Origin of the sequence: uncultured Polaribacter sp. (assembly GCF_947503855.1) — a bacterium.
In the GTDB taxonomy this organism is placed as follows: domain Bacteria; phylum Bacteroidota; class Bacteroidia; order Flavobacteriales; family Flavobacteriaceae; genus Polaribacter.
The window spans coordinates 1-17,766 of sequence record NZ_CANNFF010000015.1 but is presented as its reverse complement, the minus strand read 5'-3'; the positions used below and the strand labels follow the sequence as shown (position 1 = coordinate 17,766).

Annotated in this window: 13 protein-coding genes; 2 read left to right on the top strand and 11 right to left on the bottom strand. The window is 30.1% G+C overall.

What is annotated here, in order from left to right:
• Window positions 1-1,119 carry a lipid-A-disaccharide synthase gene (gene lpxB, locus Q0662_RS11545; protein WP_298949942.1) on the top strand — a complete coding sequence of 373 codons (1,119 nt, stop codon included), beginning with the start codon at window positions 1-3 and terminating at the stop codon, window positions 1,117-1,119.
• Window positions 1,120-1,292: 173 nt separating this feature from the next.
• On the top strand, window positions 1,293-3,308 hold the full coding sequence (locus Q0662_RS11540; protein WP_298949939.1) for a ComEC/Rec2 family competence protein: 2,016 nt from the start codon (window positions 1,293-1,295) through the stop codon (window positions 3,306-3,308).
• A 4-nt stretch (window positions 3,309-3,312) separates the two neighbouring features.
• Here the strand turns inward: Q0662_RS11540 and Q0662_RS11535 are convergent, their stop codons facing one another.
• The 11 genes from Q0662_RS11535 to thrS form a co-directional block, all read right to left on the bottom strand.
• Entirely contained in the window at window positions 3,313-3,831 is a 519-nt protein-coding gene (locus Q0662_RS11535) for a DUF255 domain-containing protein (protein WP_298949936.1), read from the bottom strand.
• A gap of 416 nt (window positions 3,832-4,247) precedes the next feature.
• On the bottom strand, window positions 4,248-6,650 hold the full coding sequence (locus tag Q0662_RS11530) for a glycoside hydrolase family 31 protein (protein ID WP_298949933.1): 2,403 nt from the start codon (window positions 6,648-6,650) through the stop codon (window positions 4,248-4,250).
• Window positions 6,651-6,914: 264 nt separating this feature from the next.
• A complete protein-coding gene (glgB, locus tag Q0662_RS11525) occupies window positions 6,915-8,819 on the bottom strand; it encodes a 1,4-alpha-glucan branching protein GlgB (RefSeq protein WP_298949930.1) in 1,905 nt (634 codons plus the stop codon).
• A gap of 102 nt (window positions 8,820-8,921) precedes the next feature.
• Window positions 8,922-10,859: an alpha-1,4-glucan--maltose-1-phosphate maltosyltransferase gene (locus tag Q0662_RS11520; protein ID WP_298949927.1), complete on the bottom strand. Its 1,938-nt coding sequence runs from the start codon at window positions 10,857-10,859 to the stop codon at window positions 8,922-8,924.
• Window positions 10,860-10,891: 32 nt separating this feature from the next.
• Entirely contained in the window at window positions 10,892-12,157 is a 1,266-nt protein-coding gene (locus Q0662_RS11515) for a glucose-1-phosphate adenylyltransferase (protein ID WP_298949924.1), read from the bottom strand.
• Window positions 12,158-12,160: 3 nt separating this feature from the next.
• Complete coding sequence (gene glgA, locus Q0662_RS11510; RefSeq protein ID WP_298949922.1) at window positions 12,161-13,366, bottom strand: glycogen synthase; 1,206 nt, start codon at window positions 13,364-13,366, stop codon at window positions 12,161-12,163.
• A 209-nt stretch (window positions 13,367-13,575) separates the two neighbouring features.
• Window positions 13,576-14,157: a hypothetical protein gene (locus Q0662_RS11505; protein WP_298949920.1), complete on the bottom strand. Its 582-nt coding sequence runs from the start codon at window positions 14,155-14,157 to the stop codon at window positions 13,576-13,578.
• A gap of 91 nt (window positions 14,158-14,248) precedes the next feature.
• Window positions 14,249-14,593: a 50S ribosomal protein L20 gene (gene rplT, locus Q0662_RS11500; protein ID WP_249983075.1), complete on the bottom strand. Its 345-nt coding sequence runs from the start codon at window positions 14,591-14,593 to the stop codon at window positions 14,249-14,251.
• Between the two features lie 104 nt (window positions 14,594-14,697).
• Entirely contained in the window at window positions 14,698-14,895 is a 198-nt protein-coding gene (rpmI, locus tag Q0662_RS11495) for a 50S ribosomal protein L35 (RefSeq protein WP_298949978.1), read from the bottom strand.
• A 120-nt stretch (window positions 14,896-15,015) separates the two neighbouring features.
• Window positions 15,016-15,534 carry a translation initiation factor IF-3 gene (gene infC / locus Q0662_RS11490; protein ID WP_298949975.1) on the bottom strand — a complete coding sequence of 173 codons (519 nt, stop codon included), beginning with the start codon at window positions 15,532-15,534 and terminating at the stop codon, window positions 15,016-15,018.
• 114 nt (window positions 15,535-15,648) lie between these two features.
• Window positions 15,649-17,589, bottom strand: coding sequence for a threonine--tRNA ligase (gene thrS / locus Q0662_RS11485; protein WP_298949917.1), 1,941 nt, complete (start codon window positions 17,587-17,589; stop codon window positions 15,649-15,651).
• Window positions 17,590-17,766 lie beyond the last annotated feature (177 nt).

The following is a 17,766-nucleotide window of genomic DNA, read 5'->3' as shown; positions in this document are numbered from 1 at the left end:
ATGAAATATTACATAATTGCTGGTGAAGCTTCTGGAGATTTGCATGGTTCTAATTTAATGAAAGAATTGTATAAAAATGACAAAGATGCAAACATCCACTTTTGGGGTGGAGATCTTATGCAGTCAGTTGGAGGTACTTTAGTTAGTCATTATAAAGAAAGAGCTTTTATGGGTTTTTTTGAGGTGATTACCAACCTCTTAAAAATTGTAGGATTCATAAAACTTTGTAAAAAAGACATATTAAAATTTAATCCTGATGTAATTATTTTTATAGACAATTCTGGTTTTAATTTGCGTATTGCTAAATGGGCAAAAGAAAACAGATTTAAAACAAATTATTACATTTCTCCTCAAGTTTGGGCAAGTAGAGCAAGCAGGGTTAAAGACATTAAAAGAGATATAGACCAATTATTTGTAATATTACCTTTCGAAAAAGATTTTTATAACAAATACGATTATGAGGTTTCTTTTGTTGGGCATCCTTTAATTGATGCAATTGCAGGTAGAAAACAAGTTTCTTTAACCAAGTTTAGAGAAGAACATCAATTAGGAGATAAGCCAATAATTGCACTTTTACCTGGTAGTAGAAAACAAGAAATTACCAAAATGCTTTCTGTAATGGTTTCTTTAGTAGATGATTTTTCGGATTATCAATTTGTAATTGCTGGTGCTCCAAGTCAAGATTTTTCTTTTTATAAACATATTATTGGTTTAAAAGAAATAGCTTTTATCAATAATAAAACTTATGATTTATTGAGCGTTTCTTATGCAGCATTAGTAGCCTCTGGAACAGCTACATTAGAAACAGCCTTGTTTAAAGTGCCTCAAGTTGTTTGTTATAAAGGTGGCTATATATCTTACCAAATTGCAAAAAGAATTATTACGTTAAAATTTATTTCTTTGGTAAACTTAATAATGGATAAAGAGGTGGTAAAAGAATTAATTCAGAATGATTTTAACAAGCACAATCTAAAAAAGGAATTATCTAAAATTTTAAAGCCAGAAAATAGAGAACAATTATTTTTAAACTATTTTGAATTAGAGAAAAAACTAGGAGGTAAAGGTGCTTCTAAAAAAGTGGCTACAAAAATTGTAAATGCTTTAAAAGAAATCTCTTAAAATAAAAAGAGTTCGCTATCGATTTGGTGGTAAAAAAAAATGGTGTTTTAAGTTTTATCCATACAATGCGTTTTAGAGCAGATATCGTTTATTCATTTTTAGAAAAATACCTGAATAAAGCCTTTGTAAAAGCCAAAAAAAATATTGTAATTTTTTAGTAACTTTCGGTTGCTATGAAAAACTTACTACAATATACTCCTTTTCATCTTCTATTGTTTTTTATTCTCGGAATTTTAATTGAGTTTTACAACCATTTTTGGGAATTAAATTTTAGTTGTAAATGGCTAATTTTATTAGTTTTAACTGCTATCTTCATCATACTTAACAATAGAAAAACCATAACAATTGTTGCTTTTATATTGTTTTTCTTTTTAGGTATTTCATCTGTATTTTTAAGTAATTCATCGAATTATAAAAGCTATTTTAAAAAACACATTACATCTAATAATTTTGCGATTTTTAAAATTAAAAAAGTTTTAAAACCAGGGTTATATTATCAAAAATATATTGCAGAGGTTCAGCAAGTTGCCAATACTAAAACCAAAGGAGAAGTACTTTTAAATTTAGAAAAAGATTCGCTAAAACACAGACTTTATATAGATGATGAGTTTTTAGTAAAACCCATTTTTAAAGAATTAATTCTGCCTTTAAATCCCTATCAATTTAATTACAAAGCTTATTTAGCAAAACAAGGTGTCGAGCATCAGGTTTTTATAAATTCTAGCGATATTTTTATAGTAAGCAAAAGCACTGTTACATTAGTAGGTTTGGCAGCGCAATTTAGAGAACACATCCAAAAATATTTACTAAAGTATCATTTTAAAGATGATGAGTTTGCAGTAATTAGTGCTTTGTTATTAGGGCAAAGGCAAGATGTTTCTAAAGAATTACTTACAGATTATGCAAATGCAGGTGCTATTCATATTTTGGCTGTTTCTGGTTTGCATGTAGGTATTTTGTTATTGATCTTATCATTTTTATTAAAACCGATAGAAAATATTAAAAATGGCGTTTATATAAAATCAGCTATAATTGTCTTGTTTCTATGGATGTTTGCCTTTATTGCAGGTCTTTCTGCATCTGTAGTTAGAGCAGTTACCATGTTTACTTTTTTGGTAGTTGGCCAATTATTTAAAAGAAAAAATGTAGTTGCTTTCTCCCTAATAAGTTCTATGTTTTTTCTATTAATTGTAAAACCTATGTTTTTGTTTGATGTAGGTTTTCAGTTAAGTTATTTGGCGGTTTTTGGTATTATTTGGGTGCAACCAAAATTATATGCTGTTTATAAACCTAAGTTTTTTGTGATGGATAAAATTTGGCAATTATTTACAGTCTCTATTGCTGCACAAGTAGGAATTTTACCTTTAAGTATTTATTATTTTAATCAGTTTCCAGGTTTGTTTATGTTATCAAACTTACTAATAATCCCTTTTTTAGGCGCTATTTTAATTGGAGGTATTCTTATAATTTTATTAGCACTGTTAAACATTTTGCCTCAATTTATAGCAACTATTTATAGCAATATTATTCAACTTATGAATGGTTTTGTTAGTTGGATTTCTCATCAAGAACAGTTTTTATTTAAAGATATTTCTATTTCTTTCTTAATGATGTTGTTTTGGTATTTTGCTATTTTTTCTTTGGTTATATTTCTTATCAAGAAAACACCAAAAAGGTTAATGTATTTTTTGTTTTCTCTAATTATTTTACAAAGTGTTTATTTTTTCGAGAAGAAAAATCTTGCCAATAAAAACGAACTTATAGTGTTTTATAAAAGTAGATCTGGAATTATCGGAAATAGGGCAGGAGCTCAACTGATTCTTCAGTACAATCTAGATAGCTTAAAATCAAAAGATATTAAAGCAATTAAACCTTATGTGATACATGAAAAGTTAAAAAAAGTGACCAAAGTACATTTTAAAAATTTCATCAATTATAACAATCAAGCTATATTAATAGTAGATAGTTTGGGTATTTATGCTTTAAAAAATGTTGTAAAACCAATTGTGGTGCTGCAATATTCACCTAAAATAAATTTGGAAAGACTAATAATAAAACTAAAACCTTTAGCAATTGTTGCAGATGGTTCTAATTACAAAAGTGATGTTAGAAGATGGAGTAAAACTGCAGCTTTTTACAAAATAAAATTCCATTATACAGGGCAAAAAGGAGCTTTTGTTTTAAAATAGTTATTTATAATTTGCTTTTAAAATTTTTTTCAAAATCTTCCCATTTTGTCTTTTTATAATTTTTAGAAGAAAAATAAGCTATAATCTTTTCAAGCTTTATTTTGTCTAAATAACCAGGTATGCTTTGTAAAACCTCTGCATTATCTGTTAAAAATATGGTTGTAGGAAAACTTAGTTTACCATTCATTAAGGCAGCTGCCAGTTCATGATAACCACGTCTACCATTCTCTTTAAACTTAAATGTATAATCTTTAAAAGTAATGTCTTCTTTTTCTTCCCCATTTAATTTAATAGCGTAAAAATTATCATTTATAGCTTGTATAATTGTTTGATTTGAATAGGTTGTTACATCCATTTTTTTACACCAACCACACCAATCTGTATACACATCTATCAATAATGGTTTTGGCTCTTTTTTAAGTTGTGCTATACCTTCTTCAAAAGAAAGCCAATTTATTTTATTTTGTGCTTTACTAAATGTAATTGTAAAAATGAATAGTAGTAACGGAAAAATATTTTTCATAAATAAATTTAAACAAATGATACGTCAAATTTAAGACTTTTTTACAAAGTTTAGAAAACTGAATTGTTAAATGAGTTACTCTTTACAGTAAATGAATAAATTATATACTTAGATTGAATGTGTTTTTGATTTGAAAATAAAAAAAGATAACCGTAAAATTTATAGGGTTCATAAGCGTTTTAAAAAAAAAACTAAAATGGTTATTATTCGTATAAAAATTACCTTGATAGTAATCGTTAATAGCAGTTTTAAAATAATAAGGAAAAACAAAAAAATAACTCTAAAAGTATTTGCTTTCAGAAAAAATGATGAAAAGAATATTTTTAAGTAATTAGAATATTTATGAATTAAACTTATAATGATAAGCGACTATGTTTAGGGTAAAACATAGCCGCTTTTTTTTTGAAAGATAATTTTTATTCTGCAATTAAATGTAGTTCTGTAAACTCTTTATTTATAGAGATAGACTGTGTTTTTGTGAAACTTTTATCTATAGGAACCTCTACATTGTCTATTTGTAAAGATTTTACAACAAAAGGTAAGTTATGAAATACAATGTTAAAGTTCTTATATTCTGCATCAAAATCTCCACGTTTGTGTTGTTGTAAAATAAATTCATCTTTTTTACCTGTTACTTTAAAAGAACGCAAGCTAAATCTTCCTTTTCTATAATCATAACCATCATGAGCATCATCATATAATTTAGAAGTTTCTTTACCTTCTTTATAGTAAACATCTAAGGTAATTTCATTAAATTTTTTCTCGCCAACATATTGTTGTACTGGATATTTAGGTATTACTGCACCTTCTTTTATAAAAATTGGCATGCTGTCTATATCTGCATTTACCCATATTTCTTTGCCACCAATAACCGCTTCATTTGTCCAGAAATTATACCATTTACCTCTTGGTATATACATTCTTCTTCCTTTGGCATTTGGTTCTTGTATTGGGCAAACTAAAATTTGTTCTCCGTAAATAAACTCATCACTTCTGTAATGTGTTTGTTGATCTTCTTGATCATATAAAACCAAAGATTTAAGTATTGGAGAGCCATCTGTTATATAATTCCAAAAAGCAGTATATAAATAAGGTAAAAGTTGATATCTTAACTCGACAAACTTTCTAACAATATCTGTTATTTCATCACCAAAAACCCAAGGTTCTTGGTCTCCATGATCACCAGAAGAATGTACTCTACAAAAAGCATGAAACACACCTAATTGAATCCATCTTGCAAATAATTCTCCTTGAGGTTGTTCTGCAAAACCACCAATATCACTACCTGCAAAAGAAAAACCAGACATTGCCATTCTTTGTGCTTGGTTGTTAGCAATAGCTAAATGTTCCCAAGTTGCTACATTATCTCCCATCCAAGTAGACGTATATCTTTGTGCACCAGCATATGCAGATCTTGTAATTACGAAAGGTCTTTTTGGATATGCATATTTTTTTAAACCATGATAGGTTGCGCGTGCCATTTGTGTACCATAGATATTATGTGCTTTTCTATGAGAACATGGATTTCCATCAAAATCATGACGCACATCATCTGGAAAAGATTTATTTGGCACATCCATTACAGCAGGTTCGTTCATATCGTTCCAAACACCTTTTACACCAATATCTTCTATTAGTTCTTTAAACAAACCAGACCACCAGTCTCTAACTTCTGGTCTTGTATAATCTGGAAAATAACATTCTCCAGGCCAAACTTTACCTTTCATGTATGGGCCGTCTGCACGTTTACAGAAATAATCTTTATCTAATGCTTCTTTAAAAACATCGTATTCTAAATCTATTTTAATACCTGGATCTATAATTACAACCGTTTTAAAGCCATCATCTTCTAACTCTTTTACCATTCTTTTTGGGTCTGGAAAATAATTTTTATCCCAAGTAAAACATCTAAAACCATCCATATAATCAATGTCTAAATAAATAGCATCACAAGGTATTTTAAGGTCTCTAAATGTTTTGGTAACTTCTTTAACATTACTTTCTGGATAATAACTCCATTTACATTGATGAAATCCTAAAGCCCATAATGGAGGCAATGCATGAGGTTTACCGGTTAAGTCTGTGTAGTTTTTTACGACATCATCCATTTTTGGGCCATAAATAAAGTAGTAATTCATTTCTCCACCTTGGGCCCAAAAACTTGTTACATTTCTTCTTTCATGAGAAAAATCGAAATGTGTTTTAAAAGTATTATCAAAGAAAATACCATACGATTTATTGTTTTGTATAGCTGTATAAAATGGAATTGCTTTATAAATAGGGTCTGTGTTTTTACCAAAAGCGTAAGAGTCTGTTGCCCAGTTTTCGAAACGTTTTCCTTTCATGTTTACATCTACAGGCTTGTCTCCTAAACCATAAAAACTTTCTGCTTTTTGGCAAACTTTACTCATTTTTACAATATCTCCACCGAACTCATAACTTTCTTCCCAATGAAAACCAATTTCATCTTCATTTATTAATTTGTTATCAATAGCATCGTATAAACTAATTTGTAAGCTTACTTTTTCTATCAAACAAATTAGCTTAGAAGTAGTAACTTTATAATGCGTTTTATCTTCAGTTACTTTAAGTTTGTTGTACCCTCTACTTGCGTGTATGGTAACCCCGTATGAAAAATCTTTTTCAAACTTACCAGTTGTACTATATCTAAAGCGAATTACACTATCTCTAACCACTGTAACTTCTAAAATAACATTGTTTTTTGTAGTAAAATATAGTTTATCTACATCTTTATGGTAATTTATTATTTCTGATGGAAAAAGGTTTCCTTTTTGTTCTAGTTCCGTATTAACAATCATAATATTTGCTTGTTTTTAATGTGGTAAAAATCGTAATAGTTTCTAATAGAATTAACTGTAAATATTGTTTTTACGACAATATTCTTTTTGTAAACTATTTTTTTAAAGTTACTAAAGTAACCTAAAAAAAAGAATAATTTACAGATGAAAATATTATTTAGAATCTAATAAAAATAGCAATGTTTTTTTTGGAAGTTATAAAAATACAGTGCTATAAATTACCAATGTAGCAGTAATTTATAGCGCTAAATTTTCATCTTTTTTTTATTGATATTTTAAAGCAATCATGGCTAAAGGAGGTAAATTTAATTCGACAGAATTTTCTCTATTATTCCAAGTGGTTTTGTCTGCTTTTATTTTAGTGTTTTTGTAATTTCCGCTACCAGAAAAATCTCTAGTATCACTATTAAAAATCTCTTTTAAAGTGCCTTGTTTGGGTACACCAACTCTATAGTTTTCTCTTGGTATTGGAGTTAAATTACAAATAATAATAATGGTATCTTTTTCGTTTTCTCCTTTTCTTATATAAGATAATACAGAGTTTTCATGGTCTCCATGATCAATCCATTCAAAACCTTCTGCTGTAAATTGTTTTTGATGAAATGCTTTTTCTTTTCTATAAAGTTTGTTTAATTCTTTTACGCATTTCTGTGCCCCTTCATGTACTTTATACTCAAGTAAATGCCAATCTAAACTTTGTTGGAAATTCCATTCTTTGGTTTGACCAAATTCACCTCCCTGAAAAATTAATTTCGTACCAGGGTGTGTGTACATAAAACTATACAATAAACGTAGATTTGCAAATTTTTGCCATTCATCACCAGGCATTTTATCTACAATGGCTTTTTTACCATACACAACTTCATCATGAGACAGAGGCAACATAAAGTTTTCTGTAAACGCATAATTTAAACTAAATGTTAAATCGTTTTGATGATGTTTTCTATAAATAGGTTCTTTGGCAAAATATTCTAAAGTGTCATGCATCCAACCCATCATCCATTTCATACCAAAACCTAAACCACCTAAATATATGGGTCTAGAAACCATTGGGAATGATGTTGATTCTTCAGCTATGGTTTGTACGTCGGGAAAATTCTCATAGACAGCCGTATTCATCTCTTTCATAAAATTAATGGCGTCTAAGTTTTCTCTTCCTCCAAATTCATTTGGTTCCCATTCGCCATCTTCTCTAGAATAATCTAAAAACAACATAGAAGCTACAGCATCTACCCTTAAACCATCTGCATGATATTGGTCTAACCAATAAATTGCATTACTAATTAAAAAAGATTTAACTTCGTTTCTACCGTAATTAAAAATAAGACTTTTCCAATCTGGGTGATATCCTTTTCTTCTATCTGGATGTTCGTATAAATGAGAGCCATCAAAAAAGCCTAAACCATGATCGTCTGATGGAAAATGTGAAGGAACCCAATCTAAAATTACACCAATTCCTTTTTTATGAAACGCATCCACTAAAAACTTAAAACCATCTGGATTTCCAAAGCGAGAAGTTGGCGCAAAATATCCTGTTAATTGGTATCCCCAACTTGGATCATATGGGTACTCCATAACAGGCATTAATTCTACATGTGTAAAATTCATATCTGCTACATAGTTTACCAAATCTTCTGCAAATTCCTCATAAGTTAAAAAGTCGTTTCCATTTTTTTGTTTCCAAGAACCTAAATGAACTTCGTATACAGAATAAGGAGCGTCTAAGGCATTATTTTTTTTACGATTGTTCATCCATTTGTTGTCTTTCCAGCTGTAATTATCTTCCCAAACTACAGAGGCAGTTTTTGGGGGATGTTCGCACTTTTTTGCAAATGGATCTGCTTTTTCTGTTTTTACATCATCATGACTGCTTTGTATTTTATATTTATAAATACTACCAATACCAACATTAGGGATAAAGCCTTCCCAAATACCACTATCATCCCATCTTACATTTAAAGGATGTTCTCCTTCTATCCAAAAATTGAAATCGCCAATTACCGTTACAGATTTTGCACTTGGTACCCAAACTGCAAAATAGGTTCCTGTTACCCCATCTACTGTAACGATGTGCGAACCAAATTTTTCGTAAAGTTTATAATGTTTTCCTGCTTTAAATAAATTTATATCAAAGTCTGTAAAAAGACTGTAAGCTATTGTATTTGCCATATTTTAATGATTGATGATGTTTGCAATTCCTTTTAAAGAAATTACTGCCCATTGAGGACGAGAGTTTTAATTCATAACCCAATAAGAAATTTTTATTAAATATTATTTTTTTATTTTAAACATATGAAAGGGTAATGTTGGGTGTAATTCTATATAATTCCATTCATTTTGCCAGTTATAGCTATTGCTAGTCACTAAATCTTTTACTTGAACCGTATGTCCATGATGTATGCCTAATTCTGCTAGAGGTAATTGTATGGTACCTGTTTGTTTGTAGTATGGGTCTAAACTAACAACAGTTAATGTTTCGTTAGTTTTGTCATCATTCCATTTATAAAAAGCAATTAAATTATCATTTTCTATAAAACAAAACTTTATATTATTTGTTTGTTGATAAGATTCGTTCTCTTTTCGGATAGTATTAATGGTTTTAATAAATATTGTTAACTTGTTTTCTAACTGCCAGTTATAATGACATATCTGAAACTTTTCTGACATGTGATATTCTTCTTTTCCAGGAACAGCTTCGCTAATCATTTGCTCAAAAACAGGACCGTAAATACCAATATTAGAGCTTAAAGTAGCCGCTAAAACATAACGTTGTAAATATTTAGATTCGTTTGCGCCTTGTAAATGATAAGGATTAATATCTGGCGTATTTGGCCAAAAATTAGGTCGCATGTATTCTTTTTGATTTGTTTGCGTTAACTCATTTACATATTCTGTAAGTTCGTGTTTAGACTCTCTCCAAGTAAAATACGTGTAAGATTGTGTAAAACCCTGTTTTGCAAGTTGTTGCATTATTTTAGGGCGTGTAAAGGCTTCTGCTAAAAACAACACGTCTGGATGTTTTTTCTTCACTTCAGCAATTACCCAATTCCAAAAATAATAGGGTTTTGTATGTGGATTGTCTACTCTAAAAATAGTAATTCCACAATCTATCCAATATAATAGAATGTCTAAACATTCTTTCCATAAATTTTTATAACTGTCATTTTCCCAATAAATTGGAAGAATGTCTTGATATTTTTTTGGAGGATTCTCTGCATATTGTACTGTGCCATCTGGTCTCCATTTAAACCACTCTGGATGTTCTTTTACCCAAGGATGATCTGGAGCAGCTTGTAAAGCATAATCCATTGCAACTTCTATTCCTTGATTTTTAGCATCAGTAATCAAAGCTTTAAAATCATCTATACTACCTAACTCTGGGTGAATATCTTTGTGGCCACCGTGTTTAGAGCCAATTCCCCAAGCAGATCCTACATCATCATTTTTTGCTTTTGTAGTATTGTTTTTTCCTTTTCTATTTATTTGACCAATTGGATGAATAGGCGGAAAGTATAGGGTGTCAAAACCCATATCTGCAATTCTTGGCAGTAATTTATGGCAGTCTTTAAATGTACCATGTTCGTTAGCTTCTTCAGACGCTGAACGCGGAAAAAACTCATACCAAGTACTAAATTGGGCTTTTTTTCTATCTACATAAACCTTAAATTCTTGTGTTTCATTTTTTAGGAATTTTGTAGGGTTTTCTATAAAAATTATTTGTAGTCTTTTACTGGTAACCTCGCTTATAGCTTCTTTATAACTATCATTATTTTTAAAAATAGTTATTAAATGTTTTAAGTATTTAGCAGTGTTTTTATTTGTTTTTTTTAGTAGCGTTTTTAATATTTCTGCTCCTTCTAAAAGTTCAGATTTTACAAGCTGATTGTCTTCTATTTTTTTGACAATACCATGTTGCCAGTTTAAAGCATAATCTACCCAACCTTCTAATTTATATGAATAAAAACCTTGTTTTGCTGTTTTAAAACTTGCAATATAGACATCATTTGAAGTGGCAGACATTCTGGTTTCGCTCCACTTTCTTTCTTTTTCGTGTTTAAAAAGTAAGCTAGCTTCTATAATATCATGTCCATCTACTAAAACATCTGCTGATACATTTACAATTTCGTTGACAACCCTTTTTATAAATATGTTACCACAATTAATCTGTGGAGTAACATTTTCTATAACAATTCTACTCTGATTTTGCATGAATTTAATTCTTTAAAAAAATAAGATTTAGATTATCCAATAATAGTTCCTTTGGCAATAATGGCATCTTTTTTAATAACAACAATACCGTCTTTAACCATGTATGTATCTGTTTCTATATCCTCAATATGTCGTCCTCCATTTATTCTAACATCGTCACCAATTCTACAGTTTTTATCTACAATACAATTGTGTATGTAGCACCTGTTTCCAATTCCCATTAGTATTTCTATATTATTATTTTCAACTTCTTCTAAAGTTTCATAGTAATCATTACCCATCATATAGGTGTTAGAAATTAGTGAATTTTTTCCAATTCTAGAACGAATTCCAATTACAGAGCGTTCAATTTTTTCTGCTTGTATAATACAACCATCACCAATAACAGCTTTGTTTAAAATAGAACCCGATATTTTAGAAGTGGGTAAAATACGTGCTCTGGTATATACCCCTTTTTCATTGTATAAATCAAATTGAGGTACATCATCTGTTAAACCAATATTTGCTTCAAAAAAGGAATCAATGTTACCTATATCTTCCCAATAACCTTCATATTGGTAACTTAAAGTTTTGTGGTTTTCTATAGCTTGTGGTATAATTTCTTTACCAAAATCATTGGTGTCAGGATTTTCCATTAATTTTTTTAGTAGGTCTCTATTAAAAATATAGATTCCCATAGATGCTAAATAATCTCTACCCTGTGCTTTCATGTCATCACCAACATCAGAGGTCCAATTTGACAATAATTCTTTACCAGGTTTTTCTATAAATGATGTAATAATATTCTCATTATTGGTTTTTAGTAACCCAAAAGAAGTAGCATCTTTTGCAGTAACAGGGTAGGTTGCAATAGATATTTCTGCGCCACTTTTTTCGTGCTTATCAATCATATCATTAAAATCCATTTGATACAATTGGTCTCCAGAAAGTATAAGCGCATATTCAAAATCGTTCTGTAAAAAGTGATGCATACTTTGTCTTACTGCATCTGCTGTTCCTTGAAACCATTTGTCACTATGAATGGTTTGTTCTGCAGCTAATACATCAACAAAAGCAGAGCTAAAAAAACTAAAGTGGTAAGTATTTTTTATGTGAGCGTTTAAAGAAGCCGAGTTAAATTGGGTTAACACATACATTCTTTTAATATCTGAATTGATGCAATTAGAAATAGGAATATCTACCAATCTATATTTACCAGCAATTGGTACAGCGGGTTTAGATCTGTCTTTGGTTAGTGGGTATAATCTAGATCCTTGGCCACCACCTAAAATAATTCCTAATACTTTGTCATTAATCATAACTTATTTTTTTAGAGATTTATATAGTTCTTCAACTTGTTTTGCAATAGAAGCCCAGTCAAAATGATTTTCTACACGCTGTCTTCCTTTTTTTGCCATAGTTTCTTTTAAGCTAGGGTTGTTTATTACTTTGTTAATACCATTTGCTAAATCTTGAGCAAATTTATCTGGGTATACAGGCTCAAAAGGAGCTTCTTTTTGTTGTTCTAAATCAATTAAAATACCTGTTTCATTTTGCACAACCACTTCTTTAATACCACCAACAGCACTTGCAACTACAGCAGTTTCGCAAGCCATAGCCTCAATATTAATAATGCCAAAAGGTTCGTAAATAGAGGGGCAACAAAATACATCTGCATGAGAATATAATTGAATAACCTCTTGCTTACTAAGCATCTTGTCTATCCAAATAATAGTATCTCTATCTTTTTTAGCTTCGTTTACGGCGTCTTCCATTTCTTTACCAATTTCTTTGGTGTCTGGTGCACCTGCACAAAGCACTATTTGTGTATCTTTATCTATATATTTTATAGCATTTACTAAATGAATAATTCCTTTTTGTCTGGTTATTCTTCCTACAAAAAGTACATAAGGTTTGTTTTTGTCTATGTTGTATGCTTCTAAAGTAGAGGTATCTTTTGTAACCACATATTCTTTCAGGTTAATTCCATTATAGATAACCTTTACTTTGTTTTTATCAACATTAAAATGTTTTAAAACATCTACTTTAGTTTCCTTAGAAACAGCAATAATGGCATCTGCCATTTCTATAGCAGTTTTTTCTACCCAAGAAGACGCATCGTAACCACGTCCTAGTTGCTCTCTTTTCCAAGGTCTTAAGGGTTCTAAAGAATGGGTTGTAATTACTAAAGGAATACCATAGCAAAGTTTTGCAATAATACCTGCAAATTGTGCATACCAGGTGTGGCAATGTACAACATCTGCATCTGTAGGTTCTGCATTCATATGAATACAAGTGCTCAAGGTTTTTAGTACCGCTTTTAGTTTATCATGTGTATTATCAAAAATAGCATTTTCAAAAGGAAACCCTTTTACGCTTAAATTATCTGATGTAGATTCTTGATCTCCAAAACTTCGAACGTCAACGTTCATTAATTTTGATAATTCATCTGCAAGGTATTCTACATGAACACCTGCGCCTCCATAAACATAAGGTGGAAATTCTCTTGTATAGAAAAGAGCTTTCATAAAACAGTTTGTAATTTTAGGTTAGTGTTTCTAATGGTTTTATTCCTAAAAGATATAAAACATACTGCTAACTTACAAAATATTAAGAAAGATTTTTTGGGTATTAAAAATTATTATTGTTTTAATAAAAAAAAACTAATTATTGCTATTTTTATGCTGATTTATTGTGTTTTTTTAAAGTAATTAAGGAATATGATAATCTTTATAAATTATATGTTTCTTTGTTTATTAATTTCATCTTGCAATTGTCTTCTCAATTTTTGTTCTCTTTCTAAAAACTTTTTTCTGTGTTTGTCAAACTCATGCTCTACATCTAATAAACTACTTTGTGCTTTTTTAGTTAGTATATTACTTCTGTTAAATCTAAAAATATAATATAATAAAGCCAATAAAAGACCGAGTATTATAGACCATAAGATTAAATTATAAGTAAGTTTATTGAGTTGTAAACCAAATAGAGAAATGGAGTTTTCTTTTTCTTTGGCTTTGTGTAAAGCAATTTGTATTGAAGTTAAATTTTCTTGAGTGGTTTTTATAGTATTTCCCTTCTCTGAAAGTTGTTTGTTTTTTTCTACTATACTATTTTTTAATTCTTTTAAAGAGTCTAAAACATTTTGGTTTAACTCTAAAAACTTGTTTTTACTAATAACTTTATAGGTTTGATAGCTGTTAGAAGTTTTGTAAATCTCATTAAATTGTCTATTTAATGTGTTCTTTTGTGTGTTGTTTTCTTGCGCAAAAGAAAATACACTTATAAAAAATATGGATGCAATTAGAGCTTCTATTTTCATTAGAGATAGGGTGTTTGTTTTAAAGAATAAAAGTACTAAAAAAACCCAAACAAATTTGTTTGGGTTTTTATTATAAGCAAGTAATTTATAATTATTTAATTTTTTCTACAACTGCCTTAAAAGCGTCTGGGTTGTTTACAGCTAAATCTGCTAAAACCTTACGGTTTAATTCGATATTGTTAGCTTTAACTTTCCCCATAAACTGAGAGTAAGACATTCCGTGCAAACGAGCTGCAGCGTTAATACGCACAATCCATAAAGAACGGAAGTTTCTCTTATTGTTTTTACGGTCTCTATATGCATAAAGCATACCTTTTTCAACCGCGTTTTTTGCTACTGTATAAACGTTTTTTCTACGTCCAAAGTAACCTTTTGCTGCCTTCAAGATTTTTTTTCTTCTATTTCTTGAGGCTACTGAATTTACTGATCTTGGCATAATTTCAATGTGTTTTGTAAAGAGCGACGCTACAAACGTACTTTTAATTAAAAATGACTTTAATTGCTACATTACATGGTTAATAATAAAATTCCCTGTTAAACTTATTTTAAGTTTAATTGTTGTTTAATGTTAGCCTCATCAGACTTGTGTACTAAAGTATCATGAGTTAACTTTAATTTACGTTTTTTAGACTTCTTTGTTAAGATGTGACTTTTAAACGCGTGCTTTCTTTTAATTTTTCCAGTACCAGTAACTTTAAATCGTTTTTTGGCGCTAGATTTGGTTTTCATTTTAGGCATCTCTCCTTCGTTTTTATCTTGCTTATTATTTTTAGTTAAAAAAGTAAGAAAGCTCATAAAAAGTAAAGTTAAGTGCAATCTCAACTTTTTAATTTTAAAAACTTTTAACTTTAAAAACGCTTATTTTCCTTTTTTGGGAGCAATAAACATAATCATACGTTTACCTTCTAATTTTGGTAATTGCTCAACTTTACCATACTCTTCTAATTCTTGTGCTAACTTTAATAAAAGTATTTGCCCTTGTTCTTTAAAAATAATAGAACGTCCTTTAAAGAATACAAATGCTTTTAATTTAGCACCATCTTGTAAAAACTTTATGGCATGTTTCTTTTTAAATTCATAATCATGCTCATCTGTTTGCGGTCCAAAACGTATTTCTTTAATGGTAACCTTAGTAGCTTTAGTTTTTAAGGCTTTTTCACGTTTCTTTTGCTCATACAAGAATTTCTTGTAATCAATTATTTTACAAACAGGAGGTTTAGCTTTTGGCGAAATTTCTACCAAATCTAATTCTTGTTCTTTGGCTAACTCTTTAGCTTTTTCTAAAGGATATACACCAATTTCTACATTGTCGCCCACAAGGCGAACTTCGTCAACATATTTTATTTTTTCATTAATTCTATGTTGATCTTCTTTGATTACTCTTAATGGCCTTCTTGACCTGCTTCTACGTATTGCTATGACTTATAAATTTTAAATTTAACTTGTGGTTGCTTTTTCAACCTTTTGTTTTATTTCGAATTTCAAAATTAATTAAAATTTCTTTAATGTTTTATCTTCTTCTTCTTTAATTAAAGAAATAAATTCTTCAATTGTAAATGTTCCAATGTCACCCTCTCCATGTTTTCTTACAGAAACGGTTCCGTTTTCGGCTTCTTTTTCACCTACAATAACCATAAATGGTATTTTGCTAACTTCTGCGTCTCGTATTTTACGTCCCGTTTTTTCACTTCGGTTATCTACGAGGGCGCGAATTTCGGAATTTTCTAACGATTCTAAAACTTTTTCTGAATATTTTTGATATTTATCACTGATTGGCAGTAAGATAACTTGATCTGGAGTTAGCCAAAGTGGAAAATTACCACCTGTATGTTCTAACAATACCGCTATAAATCGTTCCATAGAACCAAATGGTGCTCTGTGTATCATAACAGGTCTGTGAGACTGGTTGTCTGATCCTGTATAGGTTAAATCAAAACGTTTTGGTAAATTATAGTCTACTTGAATCGTTCCTAATTGCCAACTTCTGCCTAAAGCATCTTTTACCATAAAGTCTAACTTTGGCCCATAAAAGGCTGCTTCGCCTTCTTCAATCACAAAATCTAAATCTTTGTCTTTTGCAGCATTTATAATTGCTTGTTCTGCAATTTCCCAAGTATCAGCATCACCTATATATTTATCTAGGTTTTTCATATCACGTATAGAAACCTGTGCTGTAAAGTCTTCAAAACCTAAAGAGCCAAAAACATACAATACCAAATCGATTACCTCTTTAAACTCTTGGTCTAATTGTGCTGGTGTACAAAAAATATGAGCATCATCTTGCGTAAAACCTCGTACACGAGTTAAGCCATGTAGCTCTCCACTTTGTTCATACCTATATACTGTACCAAATTCAGCAAAACGCTTTGGCAAGTCTTTATATGAATAAGGTTTAAAGTTGTATACTTCACAGTGGTGTGGACAGTTCATTGGCTTTAGCAAAAACTCTTCATCCATTTTTGGAGTTTTTATCGCCTGGAAACTGTCTTCTCCATATTTTTCATAATGTCCAGAAGTTACATATAAATCTTTCTGACCTATATGTGGTGTCATTACCATTTCGTAACCAGCTTTTTTCTGTGCAGCTTTTAAAAAGTTTTCTAAACGAGATCGCAAAGCAGCACCTTTTGGTAACCATAATGGTAAACCAGCACCAACTTTTTGCGAAAATGTAAACAACTCTAATTCTTTACCTAGTTTTCTGTGATCACGTTTTTTAGCTTCTTCTAAAAGTTCTAAATACTCAGTTAGCATTTTTTGTTTCGGAAAACTAACGCCATAAACACGTGTTAGTTGATTGTTCTTTTCGTCACCTCGCCAATAAGCACCAGCTACATTCATTATTTTTACCGCTTTTATAATACCAGTGTTTGGTATGTGGCCTCCTCTACATAAATCTGTAAAATTACTATGATCACAAAAAGTAATGTCTCCATCCGTTAAGTTTTCAATCAACTCAACTTTGTATTCGTTGTTTTCTTTTTTATATAAAGACAAAGCATTTGCTTTAGAAACCGATCGCATAGAAAATTCGTGTTTACCTCTAGCAATTTCTAAAAATTTCTTTTCTAGTTTGTCAAAATCCTTTTCAGATAAAACTTCTTCACCCAAATCAACATCATAATAAAAACCATTCTCAATTGCAGGTCCAATAGTTAACTTCGCATTCGGGTAAAAAGATAATATAGCTTCTGCCAAAACGTGTGCAGACGAGTGCCAAAAAGCTTTCTTTCCGTCAGCATCATTAAAAGTATATAATATTAAAGAACCGTTAGTTGTAAGTGGAGTAGAGGTTTCAATAGTTTTTCCGTTAAAACTTGCAGATACAACATTTCTTGCAAACCCTTCACTTATGTTTTTTGCAACATCCATAGGGGTGCTATTTTCAAGAAACTCCTTTATACTTCCGTCAGGTAAAGTAATTTTAATCATTTAAAATATTTTATTTGGTTTGCAAAGATATTAGAAAACAATTTTTCACACAATATATATGTGTACTTATTATATATGTGTTTTTTTTTTTTTGGGGTTCCCACGCCAAAAGGTTGTGGTCGGGCTTTCTGCACTCGCTTTTTAGGTACCATAAAGGGTACCAAAAAGAGCTCAAAC

What these genes read in the sequence shown, in the direction of transcription:
- glgA (WP_298949922.1), bottom strand. Translation starts at nt 13,366, where the DNA reads ATGAAAGCTCTTTTCTATACAAGAGAATTTCCACCTTATGTTTATGGA.
- glgB (WP_298949930.1), bottom strand. Translation starts at nt 8,819, where the DNA reads ATGGCAAATACAATAGCTTACAGTCTTTTTACAGACTTTGATATAAAT.
- Q0662_RS11540 (WP_298949939.1), top strand. Translation starts at nt 1,293, where the DNA reads ATGAAAAACTTACTACAATATACTCCTTTTCATCTTCTATTGTTTTTT.
- lpxB (WP_298949942.1), top strand. Translation starts at nt 1, where the DNA reads ATGAAATATTACATAATTGCTGGTGAAGCTTCTGGAGATTTGCATGGT.
- rplT (WP_249983075.1), bottom strand. Translation starts at nt 14,593, where the DNA reads ATGCCAAGATCAGTAAATTCAGTAGCCTCAAGAAATAGAAGAAAAAAA.
- rpmI (WP_298949978.1), bottom strand. Translation starts at nt 14,895, where the DNA reads ATGCCTAAAATGAAAACCAAATCTAGCGCCAAAAAACGATTTAAAGTT.
- Q0662_RS11515 (WP_298949924.1), bottom strand. Translation starts at nt 12,157, where the DNA reads ATGATTAATGACAAAGTATTAGGAATTATTTTAGGTGGTGGCCAAGGA.
- Q0662_RS11535 (WP_298949936.1), bottom strand. Translation starts at nt 3,831, where the DNA reads ATGAAAAATATTTTTCCGTTACTACTATTCATTTTTACAATTACATTT.
- thrS (WP_298949917.1), bottom strand. Translation starts at nt 17,589, where the DNA reads ATGATTAAAATTACTTTACCTGACGGAAGTATAAAGGAGTTTCTTGAA.
- Q0662_RS11520 (WP_298949927.1), bottom strand. Translation starts at nt 10,859, where the DNA reads ATGCAAAATCAGAGTAGAATTGTTATAGAAAATGTTACTCCACAGATT.
- Q0662_RS11505 (WP_298949920.1), bottom strand. Translation starts at nt 14,157, where the DNA reads ATGAAAATAGAAGCTCTAATTGCATCCATATTTTTTATAAGTGTATTT.
- Q0662_RS11530 (WP_298949933.1), bottom strand. Translation starts at nt 6,650, where the DNA reads ATGATTGTTAATACGGAACTAGAACAAAAAGGAAACCTTTTTCCATCA.